The 16,160-nt window shown below is 68.4% G+C and carries 15 protein-coding genes and 1 pseudogene; 10 read left to right on the top strand and 6 right to left on the bottom strand.

The window, feature by feature from the left end:
• Window positions 1-63: 63 nt before the first annotated feature.
• A pseudogene (locus F4X11_06965) lies at window positions 64-183 on the bottom strand (PepSY domain-containing protein).
• Window positions 180-518, bottom strand: a complete 339-nt coding sequence (locus F4X11_06960) for a DUF3649 domain-containing protein (GenBank protein MYN64754.1) — start codon at window positions 516-518, stop codon at window positions 180-182. The pseudogene F4X11_06965 and the gene F4X11_06960 overlap by 4 nt, the downstream one beginning before the upstream one ends.
• A gap of 502 nt (window positions 519-1,020) precedes the next feature.
• Between F4X11_06960 and F4X11_06955 the strand changes: the two genes are divergently transcribed.
• The 3 genes from F4X11_06955 to F4X11_06945 all read left to right on the top strand — a co-directional run bounded on the left by F4X11_06955 (window position 1,021) and on the right by F4X11_06945 (window position 3,280).
• Window positions 1,021-2,427: a TonB-dependent receptor plug domain-containing protein gene (locus tag F4X11_06955; GenBank protein ID MYN64753.1), complete on the top strand. Its 1,407-nt coding sequence runs from the start codon at window positions 1,021-1,023 to the stop codon at window positions 2,425-2,427.
• Window positions 2,202-2,618 (top strand): TonB-dependent receptor, encoded by a 417-nt coding sequence (locus F4X11_06950; GenBank protein MYN64752.1) that lies wholly within the window; start codon window positions 2,202-2,204, stop codon window positions 2,616-2,618. The genes F4X11_06955 and F4X11_06950 overlap by 226 nt, the downstream gene beginning before the upstream one ends.
• 80 nt (window positions 2,619-2,698) lie before the next feature.
• On the top strand, window positions 2,699-3,280 hold the full coding sequence (locus F4X11_06945) for a flavodoxin (GenBank protein MYN64751.1): 582 nt from the start codon (window positions 2,699-2,701) through the stop codon (window positions 3,278-3,280).
• On the opposite strand, the gene F4X11_06940 is transcribed toward F4X11_06945, so the two are convergent.
• The 4 genes from F4X11_06940 to F4X11_06925 form a co-directional block, all read right to left on the bottom strand.
• Complete coding sequence (locus tag F4X11_06940) at window positions 3,261-3,755, bottom strand: hypothetical protein (GenBank protein ID MYN64750.1); 495 nt, start codon at window positions 3,753-3,755, stop codon at window positions 3,261-3,263. The two genes, F4X11_06945 and F4X11_06940, sit on opposite strands and share 20 nt — an antisense overlap.
• Before the next feature lie 268 nt (window positions 3,756-4,023).
• Window positions 4,024-4,719 carry a hypothetical protein gene (locus tag F4X11_06935; GenBank protein ID MYN64749.1) on the bottom strand — a complete coding sequence of 232 codons (696 nt, stop codon included), beginning with the start codon at window positions 4,717-4,719 and terminating at the stop codon, window positions 4,024-4,026.
• A 13-nt stretch (window positions 4,720-4,732) separates the two neighbouring features.
• Window positions 4,733-7,057: a TonB-dependent hemoglobin/transferrin/lactoferrin family receptor gene (locus F4X11_06930; protein MYN64748.1), complete on the bottom strand. Its 2,325-nt coding sequence runs from the start codon at window positions 7,055-7,057 to the stop codon at window positions 4,733-4,735.
• Between the two features lie 120 nt (window positions 7,058-7,177).
• Window positions 7,178-9,385 carry a PQQ-binding-like beta-propeller repeat protein gene (locus tag F4X11_06925; protein ID MYN64747.1) on the bottom strand — a complete coding sequence of 736 codons (2,208 nt, stop codon included), beginning with the start codon at window positions 9,383-9,385 and terminating at the stop codon, window positions 7,178-7,180.
• 338 nt (window positions 9,386-9,723) lie between these two features.
• Between F4X11_06925 and F4X11_06920 the strand changes: the two genes are divergently transcribed.
• The 7 genes from F4X11_06920 to F4X11_06890 all read left to right on the top strand — a co-directional run bounded on the left by F4X11_06920 (window position 9,724) and on the right by F4X11_06890 (window position 16,159).
• The gene (locus F4X11_06920) at window positions 9,724-9,981 is read left to right on the top strand and encodes a hypothetical protein (GenBank protein MYN64746.1); all 258 of its coding nucleotides are present in this window, start codon (window positions 9,724-9,726) and stop codon (window positions 9,979-9,981) included.
• Complete coding sequence (locus tag F4X11_06915; protein ID MYN64745.1) at window positions 9,879-11,621, top strand: sodium:solute symporter family protein; 1,743 nt, start codon at window positions 9,879-9,881, stop codon at window positions 11,619-11,621. The genes F4X11_06920 and F4X11_06915 overlap by 103 nt, the downstream gene beginning before the upstream one ends.
• A gap of 16 nt (window positions 11,622-11,637) precedes the next feature.
• Window positions 11,638-12,939 carry a hypothetical protein gene (locus F4X11_06910; protein ID MYN64744.1) on the top strand — a complete coding sequence of 434 codons (1,302 nt, stop codon included), beginning with the start codon at window positions 11,638-11,640 and terminating at the stop codon, window positions 12,937-12,939.
• Entirely contained in the window at window positions 12,909-13,637 is a 729-nt protein-coding gene (locus F4X11_06905) for a glycosyltransferase family 2 protein (GenBank protein MYN64743.1), read from the top strand. The genes F4X11_06910 and F4X11_06905 overlap by 31 nt, the downstream gene beginning before the upstream one ends.
• A 55-nt stretch (window positions 13,638-13,692) precedes the next feature.
• Window positions 13,693-14,676, top strand: a complete 984-nt coding sequence (locus F4X11_06900; protein MYN64742.1) for a DUF547 domain-containing protein — start codon at window positions 13,693-13,695, stop codon at window positions 14,674-14,676.
• Window positions 14,677-14,791: 115 nt separating this feature from the next.
• Window positions 14,792-15,151: a hypothetical protein gene (locus F4X11_06895; GenBank protein MYN64741.1), complete on the top strand. Its 360-nt coding sequence runs from the start codon at window positions 14,792-14,794 to the stop codon at window positions 15,149-15,151.
• Window positions 15,152-15,274: 123 nt separating this feature from the next.
• Entirely contained in the window at window positions 15,275-16,159 is an 885-nt protein-coding gene (locus tag F4X11_06890; protein MYN64740.1) for a hypothetical protein, read from the top strand.
• The last annotated feature ends 1 nt before the right edge of the window (window position 16,160 follow it).

The following is a 16,160-nucleotide window of genomic DNA, read 5'->3' as shown; positions in this document are numbered from 1 at the left end:
CGCGGCGTCGAACCCGTAGCCGCCCAGGACCATCAACGGCATCCAGAATATCCCCAGCGTGAAGATCTCGGTGTCGAAGTAGCCGAGGGTGCCGGTCACGAACAGGAAATAGAGCAGCCAGCAGAAGACCAGCCCCGTCCAGGTGTGGAGCCAGGTCATGGATTGTCTGAACTTGCTTTTCATGATGACTGCTCCAGCACGTACAGGCCCCAGGCGGCGGCCCCGGTCAGCGAGATGGCCGCCGCCAGGCTGAGCGTGACCGTCCGCAGGCGCTTCGCGCCGAAGACCCACATGATGACCGCGCCCCAGATCACGAAGCTCAGGACCGTGCCGAACGCGACCCCGGTCAGGCGGTCCATCGGCAGCGCGAACACCAGGAACAGACCGAGGGAGTTGGAGAGCAGGTACCCGAGAAACGTCGCCACCAGGACGCGTGCGGCGACTTGCCAGCGACGGCGTCTGTTCTCGACCTGCGCCCGCGTTGGCCGGCCCGGCCCGGTTGACATGTTGGTGTTCATGGCTGTTCCTGTGTGCCCTTCGTGCAACACCCGCGACAGAAGGGCATAGGAGCGCGGCGTCGGTGCCTGGAAGGCCGCTCGTGCTGCCGGGCCGAGCTCGTGCGCGCAGGATCACAATTGAGACTGAGTATCAGTCGCAATTTGACGAGGATAGACCCCATCCGGCTTCCTGGTCAAGGCCGAATCCCGGCCCGATTCGGGGGCAGCCTCCCGGTGTTCCCTCCACCGGGAGGCGGATGCGGGTTGATCCGGAGTCGGCTCGGCGGTAGACTTTCAACTGAGACTGAGTCGCAGTCTCAGTTTTCGGCCGGTCCCCAGGCGCCGCGGCGATGGGGAAGGCAGACAGCAATTCGGAAAAGGCGCCCGCGGGGCGGGGCAACGCCCCGGCGGGCTGTCGAACGGCTGTCGGCCCTGAGAACCGAACCAGCGCGGGTTGCGCCCGTGCCGCACGACAGCGCGATTGTAGCGCGACGCGGCGCGGACTCGACCGCAAGGAGGAGTCATGCGTCGTGTCATTGCGTTCATCCACCAGGCCGTCTGCGTCGCCCTGGTTCTCTCCTGTCTCGCGGCGCCGGACGTGGCGTCGGCCCAGAGCGGGGCCTCCGGCGAGTCCGTTCCGACGGCTCTCCAGGGTGAGGTGCTCGATCCCCAGGGGCTGCGGATCCCCGATGCCACCGTCATGGCGGTGCTCGGCACCGGCGGCGTGGTCGAGACGACGACCGAAGAGGACGGGACCTTCACGTTCGACGAGGTGCCGGCAGGCACCCATAGCGTGACCGTCGTCCGCTCGGGCTTCACGCCTCGCACCGTCGACGTCGTCCACCCGCACCCGACGGAGGCGCCGGTCAGCGTCGCGCTCGATATCGCCTTCTCCGAGGACCTGACCGTCATCGGCCAGCAGCAGGAGCGCTCCATCCAGGACACCGAGGCCAGCGTCGTGGTGGCGACCACCGAGCAGCTCGAGGCAACGGGGATCAGGAACCTCTATCAACTCGTCGAGCTGACGCCCAACGTCACCTCCGCCTACGGCGAGAAGGGCTTCGCCATCCGCGGCATAGACCAGCGGGGCCTCGGAGGCGGCGGGGCCGGGCTCCTGGTGAGCGTGAAGGTCGACGGCGCGACCGTCCAGAACAACCAGGCCACGTTCTTCGGCCCGTACAACACGTGGGACATGGGGCAGGTGGAGATCTTCCGGGGTCCCCAGTCCACGCAGCAGGGGCGCAACTCGCTGGCTGGGGCCATCGTCATGGAAGGGGCGGATCCCGTATACGAGCCGCTCGTGAGGGGACGCGTGTCGGCGGGGACTCTCGCGACCAGCCAGACCTCCGCCACGGTGAACATGCCGCTCGTGGAGAACAAGGCGGCGTTCCGGGTGTCGGTCGACAACCGGCGGAGCAACGGGTGGGTGACCAACCCCACGCGCGACCAGAACGACTACGACTTCCGGGAAGCGATGAACGTACGCACGAAGCTGCGCTTCGACCCGACCGCGAGGTTCCGCGGCATGGTGACCTTCTCGTACACCGACAGCAGGGGCGGAGAAGACACGGTGCAGCTCAGCACGTTCCCGGCCGAGCGGCTGAATCTGTCGGACGCCCCGGCCGAAGAGGGCTCGATCCACCAGATCAGCACTGTCGATCTCACCGACCGTCTACGGCTTCGAGACGCAGGGCGTAATTCTGGCTGCTTGACGGCCTCAATCTCTACGGCTCCCTGGGGCTCAACGAGACGCGCTTCGACGAGTTCATCGACAACGATCTCGACCTGTCCGGCAACGAGTTCCCCTACGCGCCGAACTGGTCGACGGCGCTGGGTGTCGCCTTCACCGTCGACGAAGTGTGGGTCGGCGACGTGCATCTCGCGTCGCAGGATTCGTTCTTCTCCGAACGCGAGAACGATCCCCGGCTGAAGGTGGGCAATCGGCACCTGCTGAACATGCGGGTCGGATACGAGCGCGACCGCTGGGGACTCTTCTTCCTCGGCCGCAACCTGCTCGACGAGGCCTTCCTGCACCAGGCCTGGGAGAACCAGCTCGGCTTGCTGATGGGCCGGAGCGCCGAGCCGAGAACCTTCGCGATGGAGCTGACGGTCGGGATGTAGCGGCAATGTCGAATGACGGGCGCAGCCAACGTCTCCCTGTGAGCCGGCGGCGCGTCCACTCCGCGGAAGGAGCGTTCATCGTGAATCCATCCATTGCAGTGTTCTACGGCTCGACGACGGGCAACACCCAGATGGCCGCCGAGAAGATCAAGGCCCGGCTCGGCGCGCGCGTGCCGGATCTGCACGACGTCATCAGCGCGGAACCGGATCAGCTCGAGCGTTACGACCTCATTCTGTTCGGGGTACCGACCTGGAACGTCGGAGAGATGCAGGACGACTGGGCGGACTTCATCCCGCGCATGGAGGGGCTGAGTCTCGCCGGCAAGAAGGTCGCATTCTTCGGGGTAGGCGACGCGAGGGGCTATCCGGAGAACTTCCTCGACGCGTTGGGCGAGCTCTGGGAGGCGGTCACGGCCCTCGGGAATCCACAACTCATCGGGGTCTGGCCGACCGAGGGCTACAACTTCGAGGAATCGAAGGGGATGTACGACGACGACCACTTCCTCGGACTCGGCCTGGACGAGGACAACGAATCGGAGCTGACCGACGGGCGCATCGAGGAGTGGATCACGCAGGTCTTGCAGGAAGCCGGTATCCCCGACCTGGCGGATACCGGCGAAGTGGCGCCGGCGAGCGCTTCGCTCACTGGCGCATCAAGGTAATCGTGCCTTGATCGACGGCCGGCGGCTGGCACATGTCGTTGGTCGTCCACGTCCCGCTCAGCGTCGTCGCGTCGAAGGTCCCGGTCAGGTCGATCGCGCATCCCTCGGGGAAGTAATCGCGGAACCCGTCGATCGTGAAGCTGAGCTCCACGTCCGCGCCCTCCGCGTTGCCCCTCGCGGTGCCGGTGAGCTCGACCTCGGTGGGCGCACCGGGCACGGGTGGCAGGCGGACCGTCGCCGACCAGGTGCCGTCCACATTCGTCCTTTCGCCGTGTTGCCCCTCGCCCTGCTGGAGGTTCGTACTCATCTGGTCACTGGAGATGAGCTGGCCCTCGAACGAGCCGGTCCAGTCTCCCGTGAGCCTCGGCTGGCTCGTCGTCGGACCCGTTGGACCGGAGTCGTCGCCACCGCACGCGGCGGCCAGCAACGCGAAACACAGGGGGACGAACCAGAGGGTTCTGTTGCTCTTCAACATGAGTCTTACCGACTCCTCTCAGACGATTGACGCGCACCGCACGCTCGGCGGCTGACGCCGGTTCACGGACTCAGGCTCACAAGTAGAGATGGCCCGCCGGGTGCGGCAACATCCGGCGGGCCCGCGAACGCTCGCTCGCGGAGCCCATGGAGAGGTTACACGGCGAGCGGCGTTCGGGCTGTTTCATCCATCCAGGGGAGTGGAGACGAATGCGGGCTACGGGTCATTGCCAGTCCCCGCGCCGCCGTGCCACACCCGGCGGGCGCTCCTATTGCGTTGCCTGCATCAGCACCCACTCGGACAAGCGTTCGTCCGGCAGCAGCGCCTGCTCGGCCATTCGGTACGTCAACCCCTCGAGGCGCCGGCGGATGCCGGCTTCGATGCCGCCGTAGGAGAGCAGCAGCGGCACGATCAAGACCGACCTGCCTTCCTCGACGGCGTCCTCCACCACGGCGCGCAGCTCCACCGTCGCCTGCTCCCGAACCGGGTCCGATGCATCGTCGCGCACCGTCAGGTACCGGATGCGGCTGAAGCGCGTGCGCGAGCGAATCGTCTCGACGAGGATGCCCATGTTCGCGAGCCACAACGCATTGTCCTCTTCCGAGGTCGGGCCGTGCGCAACCACCACGACGACCTCCTGTTCCGGCTGCTCACTGACGCCGAGCGCACGCGAGAGCAGGATCTCGGCGACCAGCGCGTGGCTGTCGAGGGCCGTCGTCACCGCGATCGACGCCGCCGCTTCGAGCGGCGTGGTCCACTCGAAATCGGGGTCGTGATCGGGCCCGCCGGACGCGCGACGGGCGCCCATGCGGGCGAAGGCCTCCAGTTCCGGGGGTGCGTCGGCGCGGCTGCCCAGCAGGTACTCCGTGGCGCGCATGACGCTGCTGTGCGACGAAATGAACAGCGGAACGGCGACGATCTCCGTGACGTCGCGTTCCGCCAGTCGATCCACCGCATCCTGGATCGTGCGCTTGTTGCTACCAGTCGTACCCGAGCGACGCGACGACGCTGAGCCCGGAGCTCGTGTATCTGTCGATGACCGGGTCGTTTGCCGGGCGACCGCGTACGTTCCACCACTCGAAGTGCTTGTTGTCGGTCAGGTTCATCAGGCCGAGACGGAACGTCAGCGATTCGGCGAGCGAGGCGAAGCCGACCAGATCGACGACCTGGTAGGCATCCGGCGCGAACTGCTGTTCGCCGCCGTGCTGGTAGCCCTCTACCATGCGGACGGACAGCTCGCTGCCCCAGCGTCCCGAGGGGCGGACGTAGCGCAGGCCGAGCACCCCCTCGTTCGGCGCGATCTCCCCGAGCTGCGTCTCCTCGGCGAGCGGCGGGACCACCGTATCCTCGAAGATCTCCACTCCATTGATGCGCGCGTAGCTCCAGCGCAGCATCACGCTGTCGCTCAGGTACGCCTCGCCCCGCAGCTCGACGCCCTTGATCTCGGCCTCGTCGAGGTTCTGGCTCTGGAACTCCAGCAGTCCCGTCACCGGGTTGAGGCCGAGGGAGGTGCTGGCGATGAAGTCGTCGTAGCGGTTCGAGAAGACCGTGAGACCGAGGCTCGCGCGGTCGAACGCGGTTCGCACGCCGACCTCCACGTTCCGGCTGGTCTCGGCCCGCAGCTCCGGATTCGGCAGTGTCGTATAGCCGCCCCGCGGATTCGTGAACCCGGTGTTGATGGCGCTGTAGGGCGGCGCCCGGAATCCGCCCGAGTACTGGGCGTGCACCGTCAGGGTGTCGGTGAGATTCGCCGCCACGCCGAGCTTCGGGGACACCGCACCGTCCGAGAAGTCGGCCGCCTCGGGGTTGAGGCTCGCGATGAAGACCGGGTCGTTCTGGTTGGCGTCTAGCGCGAAGTGGTCGTAGCGCACGCCGGGCACGAGGGAGAGGCGGCCGAACTGGAGCTCGGCCTGCAGGTAGGCGCCGGCTTCCGAGACGGTGCTCTCCGGGAAGTACTTGGTGGGGAAGATCAGGCTAGTCGGCACCGGTTCCCGGGTGATCCCGTGAGTCTCGCTCCGGTCGCGCAGGATGTCGAAGTAGTCGCTCTTGTAGTTGGCGCCGACCGTAAGGAGCACGCCGCGCTCCGGATCGCCGATCCACTGCTGGCCCTGCAGCGACGTACCGTAGCCGACCTGCTCGAAGTCGAGCGTGCCGTGCCGCAGGGAGGGAAACGGCGGACCGAAGCCGAAGGTCATCCGCTCGCGGTCGATGACCTGCGACGTGTCGTTGAACTGCCCGTAGAGACGCCAGGAGAGCTGGTCGAGTCCCCGGTCGACCAGGGTGTGATCGACCGAGACGCGCGAACGGTCCTGGGTGTCGAGCGCGTCCGAGTCCGCGGTGACGTACTGGAAGCGGCCGAAGTCCAGCAGGCCGCGGTCCGAGAACCACTCCGTCTCGACGCGCGTGTCGTAGACCTCGGCCGTCGTCCGGAGCATGTTGCCCGGCGCCGGGGTGAAGACGAGCTTGGCCAGAATCTGCGTACCCGCGATGTCCTGGGGATTGGGAGCCGTGCGCGTATCGTCGGCCGTCTCGACGGTGCCCTTGTTGCGGATCTCGTTGCCGCGGTGAACGCTCGCGAAGACGGAGCCCTGGAGCGTCTCCGTGCCGGCGGCCAGCGCCAGGTTGCCGCTGACGGCGTCGGAACGGCCGTCCCAGGTCGTCTTGGCGCCGACGTGAATTCGCTGCCCGTCGAGGTAGTCGGCCGGGTCCTTGGTGAAGAGCGACACGACGCCGCCGAGGGCGTCGCTGCCGTAGAGGGCCGAGTTCGCGCTGCGCACGATCTCGACCGTCTTCAGCGCGTCGACGTCCAGTCCGACCTGATGGACGTTGAACGGACCGAAGTCGAACTGCTCGGATGTCTGCACGCCGTCGACCTGGGTCATGACGCGGTTGCCGCCGATGCCCCGGATGTTGAAGCCGTTGAGCCCCAGGCGCGTCACGTTGTTCTCGATGTAGACGCCCGGCTCGTACTTGACGAGATCGGCGAAGTCCCGCACCAGGCGTTCCTCGATCGTCTGGCTGTCGATGACCGAGACCATGCCCGGCGTCTCCCGCACCGGAGCCGGCCGGAGCGTTGCCGAGACGGTGACGGAGTCGAGAAACGTCAGCGGATCGTCAGCCGGCGGTGCGCTGCCGGTCTGCGGTTCGGCTTGGGACTGGCCGGCCGCGGCGGGCACCGGGTCGTTCTGCTGCGCGTTCGCGGCCGCCGGGCCGGACAGGATCAGGCCCAGGGCGGCGAGGATGAGCGGCAGCGCCCGGTGGGCGGCGCCGGCAGTTGCTCGGATTCCGGGGGCGGGTCGCATTGCCTATACTCCCTGTGGGTGTCCGGCGGCGCACCATGCGGCGCCGGGGCTCGTCCAGGGCGTCCCCGCGCGGTTTCCAGGCCATCTGCGGGGGCGCCCGTCTCTCTGCAATCACTCCGATCACTCAGCCGGCCGCCCGACGCGAATCACCTCGGTGCCCGCGCGGATGACGATGGCGTCGTCCACCGCCGCGAATCCGGTGACCGGCGCGTCGACCGACAGGCGGTTCGTCGCCACCACCTCGGGCACCTCGTCCGAGGCGCGCAGCACCTGCGTGACGCCCTCGGTCGTGAAGAAGTAGACGTGGTCGTCGTGGCCGAGCGGCGTCGCCCAGATCGAATCGGGCAGCCGGTGGGTCCAGCGGACGGCGCCCGACTCCGGCGCCAGGCAGCGGGCGGCCCCGGCCGGGTTCACCCAGTAGACGCAATCGCGGTAGACGAAAGGCGAGGCGAAGTTCGATCCGGATCCGGCCGTCCACGCCACGTCGCTGCCATCGAGTGCGCCGGTGCGTCCCCGGCGCAGGGCGAGGTTCGCCTGCACGGCCATGCCGCCGACGATGACCAGCTCGCCGGCGAAGGCGGGGGAGGGAACGTGGTTGCCCCGCAGGTCCTCGAAGAACCAGCGCCGCTCGCCGGTGCCGGCGTCGAACCCTTCGATCCGACCTGACGCGCTGACGACGATCTCGCCGCCGTCGGGGGTGAGCGCCGGCGTGCTCCAGGCGACGCCCGGCTCGCGGTCGGCCTTCCACAGCGTCTCGCCGGTGCCCGGATCGACGGCCAGCAGGTACGAGTAGGTGCGGCGGGTCAGCAGCACCACCACGGCGTCGTCGGTCAGCAGTATGGAGTTGCCGACCCCGTGGTTGCCGCCCACGGTTCCGTACTCGGCGCCCAGCCTGCGATGCCAGACGATCTCTCCGTCGTGCGTCAGGGCGAGCAGGTCGCCGCTGTCGAAGAACGCGTAGAGCCGCTCGCCGTCGACGGCCGGCGTCGGCGCGCCCTTCGACACGTAGTCGTTCCACTCGAACGCCTCCGCGGCGTCGAAGGTCCGCCGCCAGTGCTCGGCGCCGTCCGCGAGATCGACGGCGGTGATGAAGAGGGTCTCCTTCGTCGCGCCTTCGAGGGACGTGAGGAAGACCGTGTCGTCCCAGATCACCGGGCTCGACTGGCCGAACCCGGGCGTCGTGATCCGCCAGGCGACGCTGTCGTCGGACCAGGTCAGGGGCAGGCGGGCGGCCCGGCTGACGTTGGCGTCCCGTCCGCCGAGAAAGCCGGGCCAGCGCGTGGCGCCCGCTTCGGGTGTGGCGTTCTCCGGTTCGTCCGCCGTCCCGGCGTCCGGGGAGACGACTTCGATGGTGGCGAGGTGTCCGCTGAGCCAGGAGCCGCCGACGGCCAGTATCCGGTCCCCGACGGGCGCAAGCCGGTGCATGAAGCGGCGGTCGGCGAGGTTCGCCGCGAGCTTCCAGGTGTTCGTGCCGGCATCGAGGCTGTAGACCTTGCCGTCGGCCTGGCTCATGAAGACGCGGTCGCGGTGGCTCGCGGCGGCCACCCCGAATCCCTGCAGGCTGCCGGCGGGGGGAAGGTCGGGGCCCCTCGACCATTCGCCCGAAGCGATGTCCAGGACGTCTACCCGGAGCTGCGGGCCCGCGTCCGGGGTCAGGCCGCCGAAGGCATAGATACGGCCGCCGGCGGTCCCGGCGCCGAGAGCCCGCCGCTCGAACGGCGCGGGAATCGAGCGCCACCCGGTCGCGTCGTCCAGGTCGAGGGCCAGCACCGTGGCGGCCCAGACGGCGTTCTCGTCCGGACCCCGCAGCTCCCAGCCGCCGACGACGTACAGCGTGCCGCCGGCCACCACCGCGTCGTGCGACGAGCGTCCCGCCGGGAGATCGGGAAGTGGCTCCCAGCGATCCTCGGCGATGGAGTAGCGGGCGGCGGACCGGCTCGAACGGAGCACCTCGGGTTCCTCGGCCGTGGCGTTGGTGGCTGTCATTCCGCCCACGCGGTATATCGCCGCGCCGTCGGAAACCAGGGCCGCGCCCTGCAGCAGGGGACCGCGGGCGAGCTCTTCCCAGGTCCGGCCCGGTTCGAGCACCAGCCGGCGAAACCCGGGACTGATGTTCTCCATCGAATGCACGTGGGTGCGGCCGACGTGGCCGCCGTAGACGTACAGGGCGCCGTCGTGGGCGACCGCCCCGAAGCTGGCGACGGCGTCCACCAGATCCGGCGGGCGCCACATGCCGGCGGCCGCGTCCTGCGCAGGGACCGGAGCGGGTGAGAGCAGTACCAGGGCCGGGATGAGGCCTGCCAGCAGGGACGGGACGGAACGAGTCATGGCGTCTCCCGTTGCACGTCACGACGGGCGTCGCCTACACTCGAACCGGGCGAGCGCCGTCATGCGTGCTCTGTGTGATGGGTCCGCGCGGCGGACCTCGCGCTCAACCGGCTCGCCGGGTGCTGCACCACCCGGCGAGCAACCTGCCCTTGAACTGAGACTGAGTCTCAGTTGCAGCGTCGTTGCACTGTATATCCGACCATTTCGGTCGGTCAAGCGAAAATCGCGGCGAAAGTTCGAGAGGCGAGTCGGACGGGTTCCCGCGGCGCTCGTCGACGGACGTGTCCGACGACGATGTATGCTGGGCGCGGGCGCCTCGGTCGGGGCGCCGAAGACCGATGCGAAACTGGTTGCTGGCCGCCGCGGCGTGCGCCCTGTACCTGCTGCACCAGGACGTCTGGTTCTGGAACGCGGCGCGGCCCCTGGTCTTCGGTTTCCTGCCTGTCGGCCTGTTCTACCATGCCGTCTACTCGCTGGTCGTCGCGGTCCTGATGTGGGCGCTGGTGCGGTTCGCCTGGCCCGCGCATCTCGAGGCCGAGGCAGAATCGGCGGGCACGGTCTCCGACCCGCCGGCCGGGACTGGAGAGCGTGCGTGATTCCCGCGATCGTCGTCTTCCTCTACCTGGGCGTCGTCCTCTACATCGGCATCTTCGCCTTCCGGCGCGCCGGGGGCCGCGAGGAGGCGGAAGGCTATTTCCTCGCCAACCGCTCGCTCGGCCAGTACGTCTTCCTGCTCTCGCTCTTCGGCACCAACATGACCGCGTTCACCATCCTCGGCTCGGCGGGGCACGCCTTCGCCAACGGGGTGGTGACCTACGGGCTGATGGGCTCGTCCTCGGCGATCGTCATTCCCCTGACGCTGTACCTGTTCGGCACGCGGATCTGGGCGCTCGGCAAGCGGTTCGGCTTCATGACGCCGGTGCAGATGTACCGCGACCGGTGGGAGTGCGGGCATATCGGGACCGCCATCTTCGCGGTGCAGGCGACGCTGCTCGTGCCCTACATCGTCATCGCGGTGATGGGCGGCGGGACGACGCTGAACGCGGTGAGCGGGGGCGTGGTGCCGTACTGGTTCGGGGGCCTGGTCGTGGCCGCCGTGGTGATGAGCTACGTCTTCTTCGGGGGCATGCAGGGGACGGCGTGGGTCAACACGTTCCAGACGGTCCTCTTCCTGACCTTCGGGGCGGCGGCCATCGTGTTCATCGGGGTGAGCATCGGCGGTTTCCCGCAGGCCATGGAGCGGTTGGCCGCCGCGCCGGAGACGGCGGCATTGCTGACCCGCGAGCGCGTGCCGCCGGAGTTCTTCTTCAGCTACATGCTGATCCCGCTCTCGTCGATCATGTTCCCCCACATCTCCATCTTCTGCCTCACCGCGCGGCGGATGGGGCAGTTCCGCAAGACCGTCGTCTTCTATCCGCTGTGCATCCTGGCGATCTGGTTGCCGTGCACGTTCCTCGGCCTCGCCGCCAACGCGATGACCGACGTGCCGGGCATCGAGTCGAAGATCGAGGCGCGGGCCACCCTCGCCGCCGAGCGCGAGTCGCTGTCTCCGGCGGAGACGGCGGACCTGCAGCGCGCCGCGGCCGGGGACGACGTCATCATCCTGATGCTGGAGCACTATGCCCCGCTCTGGCTCGCGGGACTGCTCGGGGCCGGCATCATGGCCGCGGTGATGGCCAGCGACTCGCAGATCCTGGCGCTTTCAACGATGTTCACGGAGGACGTGTTCGCCTGGTACGGCGGGAAGACGCGGTTCGGACCCGCGGTGCAGGTGCAGACGGGGAGGCTGTTCGTCGTTCTGATTGCCCTCGTGGCGTACGTCATCGCGCTGCAGGCGCCGCCCGGCATCTTCGGGATCGCCGTGCAGTACGCGTTCTCGGGATTCACCACGCTGCTGCCGCTGCTCGTGGCGGCGCTGTTCTGGCGCGGGAGCACCAAGTGGGGGGCGCTGGCGGTGGTCGCCTGGACGGCCGCGACCATGACGGCGATTGCGATCCTGCAGGCCGTCGTGCCGGCCCCGCCGCCGGGGACCGTCGTGCCGGTCTGGACGGTCGCCGGGATCGACGTCGTGACCCGCACGCCGGGCGGGACCGACGTCCTCGGCTACATGCCCGTGCTGCCGATGCTGATCGGGTCGTCGCTGCTCATGATCGTGGTGTCGTGGTCGACCCCAAAGCCGGCCGCGGCGACGCTGGACCGCTACTTCCCGGACGGGTCGCCGTCACCGCGGCCCTGACCCGCCGGCGACACCGATGCGCCACGTGGATGCGGTCGGCGCCTGGTGCGCGCTGGGCTATGCCGCGCTCGCCTTCGCGGCGCGGCAACCGGGCGAACCCGACCTGGCGACGTTCTTCGTCCTCGTCGCCTGGACCGGCCTGCCGGTCTTCGGCCTCTACCTGTACGTCCGCCGCCGCGGGGAGCCGTTCCCGGTCGGCCGGCTGATCTTCTGGGCGGTCGTCTTCCGGATCTGCGGTCTGGCCGGCGGTCCGTTCTACGAGGACGACTTCTATCGCTATCTGTGGGACGCCTACCGCTTCGCGACGACCGGCACGCCCTACGGCGCGGCGCCGGAGGAGTTCTTCGTCGACCCGGGCGTTCCCGTGCCGTTTCAGGGCGTGCTCGACGGGATCAACTACCCGGAGCTGCCGACCATCTACGGTCCGACCACGCAGCTCGTGTTCCTGATCGGCTACGGGCTCCAGCCGGCGAGCGTCACGGCGCTGCAGGCCATCCTGATCGCGGTCGATCTCGCGACGATTGCCCTGCTGCTGCGCCTGACGTCCCCCGTCAACGTCCTGCTGTATGCCTGGTGCCCGCTCGTCGTCAAGGAGATCGCCTTCACGGCGCACCCGGACGGCGCCGGGGCCTGCCTGCTGCTCGCCGCCATCGTCCTGGCGCGAAACCGCCGCTGGCCGGGCGCCGCCGTCTGCCTGGGCCTGGCCGCCGGGGCCAAGACCTTCGGGCTGGTGCTGGCCCCGCTGGTGCTGGCCGGGGCGCGCGTCAGGCACTGGCTCGTTTTCGGAGTCACGCTGGCGGCGCTCTACGGTCCGTTCGCGCTGCTCGGCGGGACCGACCTCGCGTCGTTGCAGGTCTTCGCGCGGGACTGGGAGTTCAACTCCGCGCTGTACGGGCTGCTCGCGACCGTGAGGCCCCGGTTCGAGGCCCGGCTCGTGCTCGGGTTCGCGTTCGCCATGTTCTGGTGCTATTATTTCTTGTACACACGAAGAGGCGCTCACGGCATTCCGCGCGGGGATTGGGTGTTCGGCGCGCTGCTGGCGTCGTCGCCGGTGATCAATCCGTGGTACCTGCTATGGTTGCTGCCCTTCGCGGCCGTCTATCCCAGCGTCTGGGCCTGGACGGCCTCGGTCGCTCTCCTGCTGAGCTACGTTACCGGACTCAACCTGCAGGACTACCAGATGCATCCGTACGCCCAGCCCCTGTGGGCGCGCTGGCTGCAGTTCGGTCTCGTTCTGGCGGGTCTCGGTTACGACCTGACGCGACGACGCGGCGGCGTTGGAAGACCATGTACGAGGGCTCGACTGTCGGAGCGGTGATTCCGGCCCGCGACGAAGCGGAGAACATCGGCGAGGTGGTCGGTGGCCTGCTGGCGCTGCGGACGGCGGCCGGGCAGCGTGTCGTAGATGACATCGTCGTGTGCGACAACGGCTCCGCCGACGCCACCGCGGAGCGGGCGCGCGCGGCGGGCGCGCGCGTGGCCGTCGAGCAGACGCCCGGTTACGGCCGCGCCTGTCTGACCGCCCTCGCCGCGCTCCGCCCGGTGGACGTGATCCTGTTCGTGGACGGCGACCGGTCGTGCGACCTGCGGCAGACGCTCGACCTCTTGCGCGCGACGGCGGACGGGGCCGACCTCGTGATCGGTTCGCGCGTCCTGGGACGCATGGAGTCGGGGGCCCTGTCGCCGCCGCAGATTGCGGGCAACCGGGTGGCGTCGCTCCTGATCCGCTTGCTTTGGGGCCACAGGGTGACCGATCTCGGTCCCTTCCGGGCCATCCGCGCGGATGCCCTGCGCCGGCTCGACATGCGCGACACGGCCTACGGCTGGACCGTGGAGATGCAGATCAAGGCGATCCAGATGCGGATGCGGATCGTCGAGACGCCGGTGGATTCCCGGCGGCGGCGTTTCGGCCGGTCGAAGGTCGGCGGGACGGTGAAGGGCGTCGTCGGGGCCGGCATTGGGATTATCGGGATGATCGTCCGGCTCCGCACCCGTCGCGCGACGCCGGAGCCATGACCGCAGCTTCGTCGAGGGTGGTCTCCTGGTTCTTCGCAGTTACGTGCATGGCATAATGCGGTGGCGGGGTGTTCGATTCTTGCGATGTAGTTCGACTCGCGGCAGGGAGGCGACAGGAATGGTGTGGGCGACGGTTCCCCGGGCGCAGGACCAAGCAGGAAGAGCGATCATGCAGGCATTCCGGACACGGAAGGCAACGGCGCCGGCGCGTCGTCGTCGGGACATCCTCGTGGGGCTGCTGGGCGCGACGCTGATCGCCGCCGCCTGCGGCGCGCCGGAACCGGAAGAGATTGCGGGTTGGGACGCCAGCGACGAATCCAGCGCCGAGCGCATCGATCACTCCGCCTGGCAGGACCTGTTGAACGCCTATATCGCCCCCGACGAGGCGGGCGTGAATCTGGTCGACTACGAGGCGCTGCAGGGCAATGCCGGGGACGCCGCGAAGCTGGCCGGCTATCTCGACTACCTGCAGGGGCTCGATCCCCGCGACTACAGCCGCGCGGAGCAGATGGCGTACTGGATCAACTTCTACAACGCGCTGACGGTCCAGGTGGTGCTGGACGCCTATCCGGTGGACACGATTCGGGACATCCACGAGGGCGTGGTTCCCTATACCGGTCCGTGGGACGACGTGCACGCCAACGTCGCCGGCGAGGACCTGACGCTGAACCACATGGAGCACGGCATCCTGCGCCCCATCTGGCAGGACGAGCGGATTCACTACGCGGTCAACTGCGCGGCCTACGGTTGCCCGCACCTGCTCGACACGGCGTTCACCGCCGCCAACACCGAGGAGCTGCTCGACGCCGGCGCGCGGGACTACGTGAACAACCCGCGGGGCGTGGATGTCGTCGACGAGGACTTCATCGTCATCTCAAGCATCTACGACTGGTATGCCGAGGACTTCGGAAACACCGAGGAAACGGTGATGGAGCACCTAATCGAGCACGCCGAGGACGATCTGGCAGCGTTCTTCGAGGGCTTCGAGGGCTTCATCGAGTACGACTACGACTGGAGCCTGAACCGGCAGGGGCGCTGATCCGGACCGCGTGCCCGCCGCCGCGGCGCAGCGGATGTCGGCTCCCGCGGAGCAAGGATGAGACACCGTCGATCACCTGGAATCGACTGACACCGATGACTGAGGGAGGCATGAAATGAAGCGAGTCCTGTTCGTTGGCGTGCTGTTCGCTGCCGGTATCCTGCTGCTTCACGGTTGGGCGGAGGCATCCGGCTCCATCGGCGCCGGCGCGGGCAAGGTGAGCCCGCGCGCCGCGTACTCGCAGGGCAAGGCCCTTACGTTCGACACGCTCGTCTGCAACGGCTGCCCCGTGCAGCGGCTCGACCGCAACCGGGCCGAGACCCTGCGGTCCGACCTCGAAACGGCGCATTCGGCCGGCGACGCCACGGCGGAGGTCACGGCACTGTGCGGCGGCGCGGCCGTGCAGGGCGACGAGTGCACGCTCAGGCTGGAACTCGTGTACTACTTCCTGACGCGCCGCTACAAGCTCGGCTAGGAGCTTGTGCCGCAGAACGCAGCGCAGCGAAGTGCCGCGGCCGTAGGCGACGCTCCCAGGGCCGGCATCGTGGGGTCGGCTACCGTAGCAAGGAACTACCCGAAGGGGGGGATTGGACAGATCATGCGTGACACACAGCGTTCGTTTTGGGCGGTCCCGGTTTGTCTGGCGGTGCTGGCGAGCCTGTCGGCGGCACCGGCATCGGCGCAGGGATCGGCCTGGATTGCCGAACCCGAAACCGGCAGCGTCAACTTTTCGTTCGTGAGGCAATTCACGGACAAGTACTTCCGCAGCGAGAACAGCCTGCCCGTGGACAGGACCCTGCCGGCGGCCTTGTCGCAGAACACCTTCTGGTTCGGGTTCAACTATGCGTTTACCGATGCCGTGGCGATCGACGTGCAGACGGGAGCGGCGAAGAGCCTCTTTCCGGGGCCGCCTGCCGGGACCCCGACCACGTCCGAGAGCTTCTCCGGTCTGGTGGACACGAATGTCGCGCTGACATGGCGCGTCGTCGACGAGCTGGTGAGCGACGCGCCGAGCGTAGCGTTCCGCGTGGCGGCGATCGCCGCCGGCGGCTACGAAACCGGTCACATCAACGCCCTGGGTGACGGCGGGAACGGCTTCGAGGGATCGATCATCGTCGGCAAGTTCGCGGAACGGGTCGGCGCAAGCGCGGAAGTCGGCTATCGGTACCGGACCGACGATATTCCGGCGGACATGTTCTTCAACGGCTCGCTCCTAGTACCGGCCGGAAGCCGAGTGATCGTCGGCGCCGACTACCGGATGGTCAACGCCATGTCCGGGCTGGATATCGGTGTGCCGCCCTTCTCGCCTCCCCGATTTCCGGAGGTCCAGGAGGACATCCACCTCGTGGGCGGACGCCTCATCATCAATGCCACCGACGTCGTCAGCGTGAGCGGCATCTTCGGCAAGGTGGTCAAAGGACGGAACACCGCTTCGTCCAACGTCTTCGGTCTCTCGCTCGGCTTCGCCTTCGACACCTTCTGAC

It is taken from the genome of Acidobacteriota bacterium (assembly GCA_009861545.1).
GTDB lineage: Bacteria > Acidobacteriota > Vicinamibacteria > Vicinamibacterales > UBA8438 > WTFV01.
The sequence above is the reverse complement of the archived record's forward strand: the minus strand, read 5'-3'. Positions and strand labels throughout refer to the sequence as shown.

Coding starts and splice junctions, on each gene's coding strand:
- F4X11_06960 (MYN64754.1), bottom strand. CDS start 518: ATGAACACCAACATGTCAACCGGGCCGGGCCGGCCAACGCGGGCGCAG.
- F4X11_06955 (MYN64753.1), top strand. CDS start 1,021: ATGCGTCGTGTCATTGCGTTCATCCACCAGGCCGTCTGCGTCGCCCTG.
- F4X11_06940 (MYN64750.1), bottom strand. CDS start 3,755: ATGTTGAAGAGCAACAGAACCCTCTGGTTCGTCCCCCTGTGTTTCGCG.
- F4X11_06930 (MYN64748.1), bottom strand. CDS start 7,057: ATGCGACCCGCCCCCGGAATCCGAGCAACTGCCGGCGCCGCCCACCGG.
- F4X11_06925 (MYN64747.1), bottom strand. CDS start 9,385: ATGACTCGTTCCGTCCCGTCCCTGCTGGCAGGCCTCATCCCGGCCCTG.
- F4X11_06920 (MYN64746.1), top strand. CDS start 9,724: ATGCGAAACTGGTTGCTGGCCGCCGCGGCGTGCGCCCTGTACCTGCTG.
- F4X11_06910 (MYN64744.1), top strand. CDS start 11,638: ATGCGCCACGTGGATGCGGTCGGCGCCTGGTGCGCGCTGGGCTATGCC.
- F4X11_06905 (MYN64743.1), top strand. CDS start 12,909: ATGTACGAGGGCTCGACTGTCGGAGCGGTGATTCCGGCCCGCGACGAA.
- F4X11_06900 (MYN64742.1), top strand. CDS start 13,693: ATGCGGTGGCGGGGTGTTCGATTCTTGCGATGTAGTTCGACTCGCGGC.
- F4X11_06895 (MYN64741.1), top strand. CDS start 14,792: ATGAAGCGAGTCCTGTTCGTTGGCGTGCTGTTCGCTGCCGGTATCCTG.
- F4X11_06890 (MYN64740.1), top strand. CDS start 15,275: ATGCGTGACACACAGCGTTCGTTTTGGGCGGTCCCGGTTTGTCTGGCG.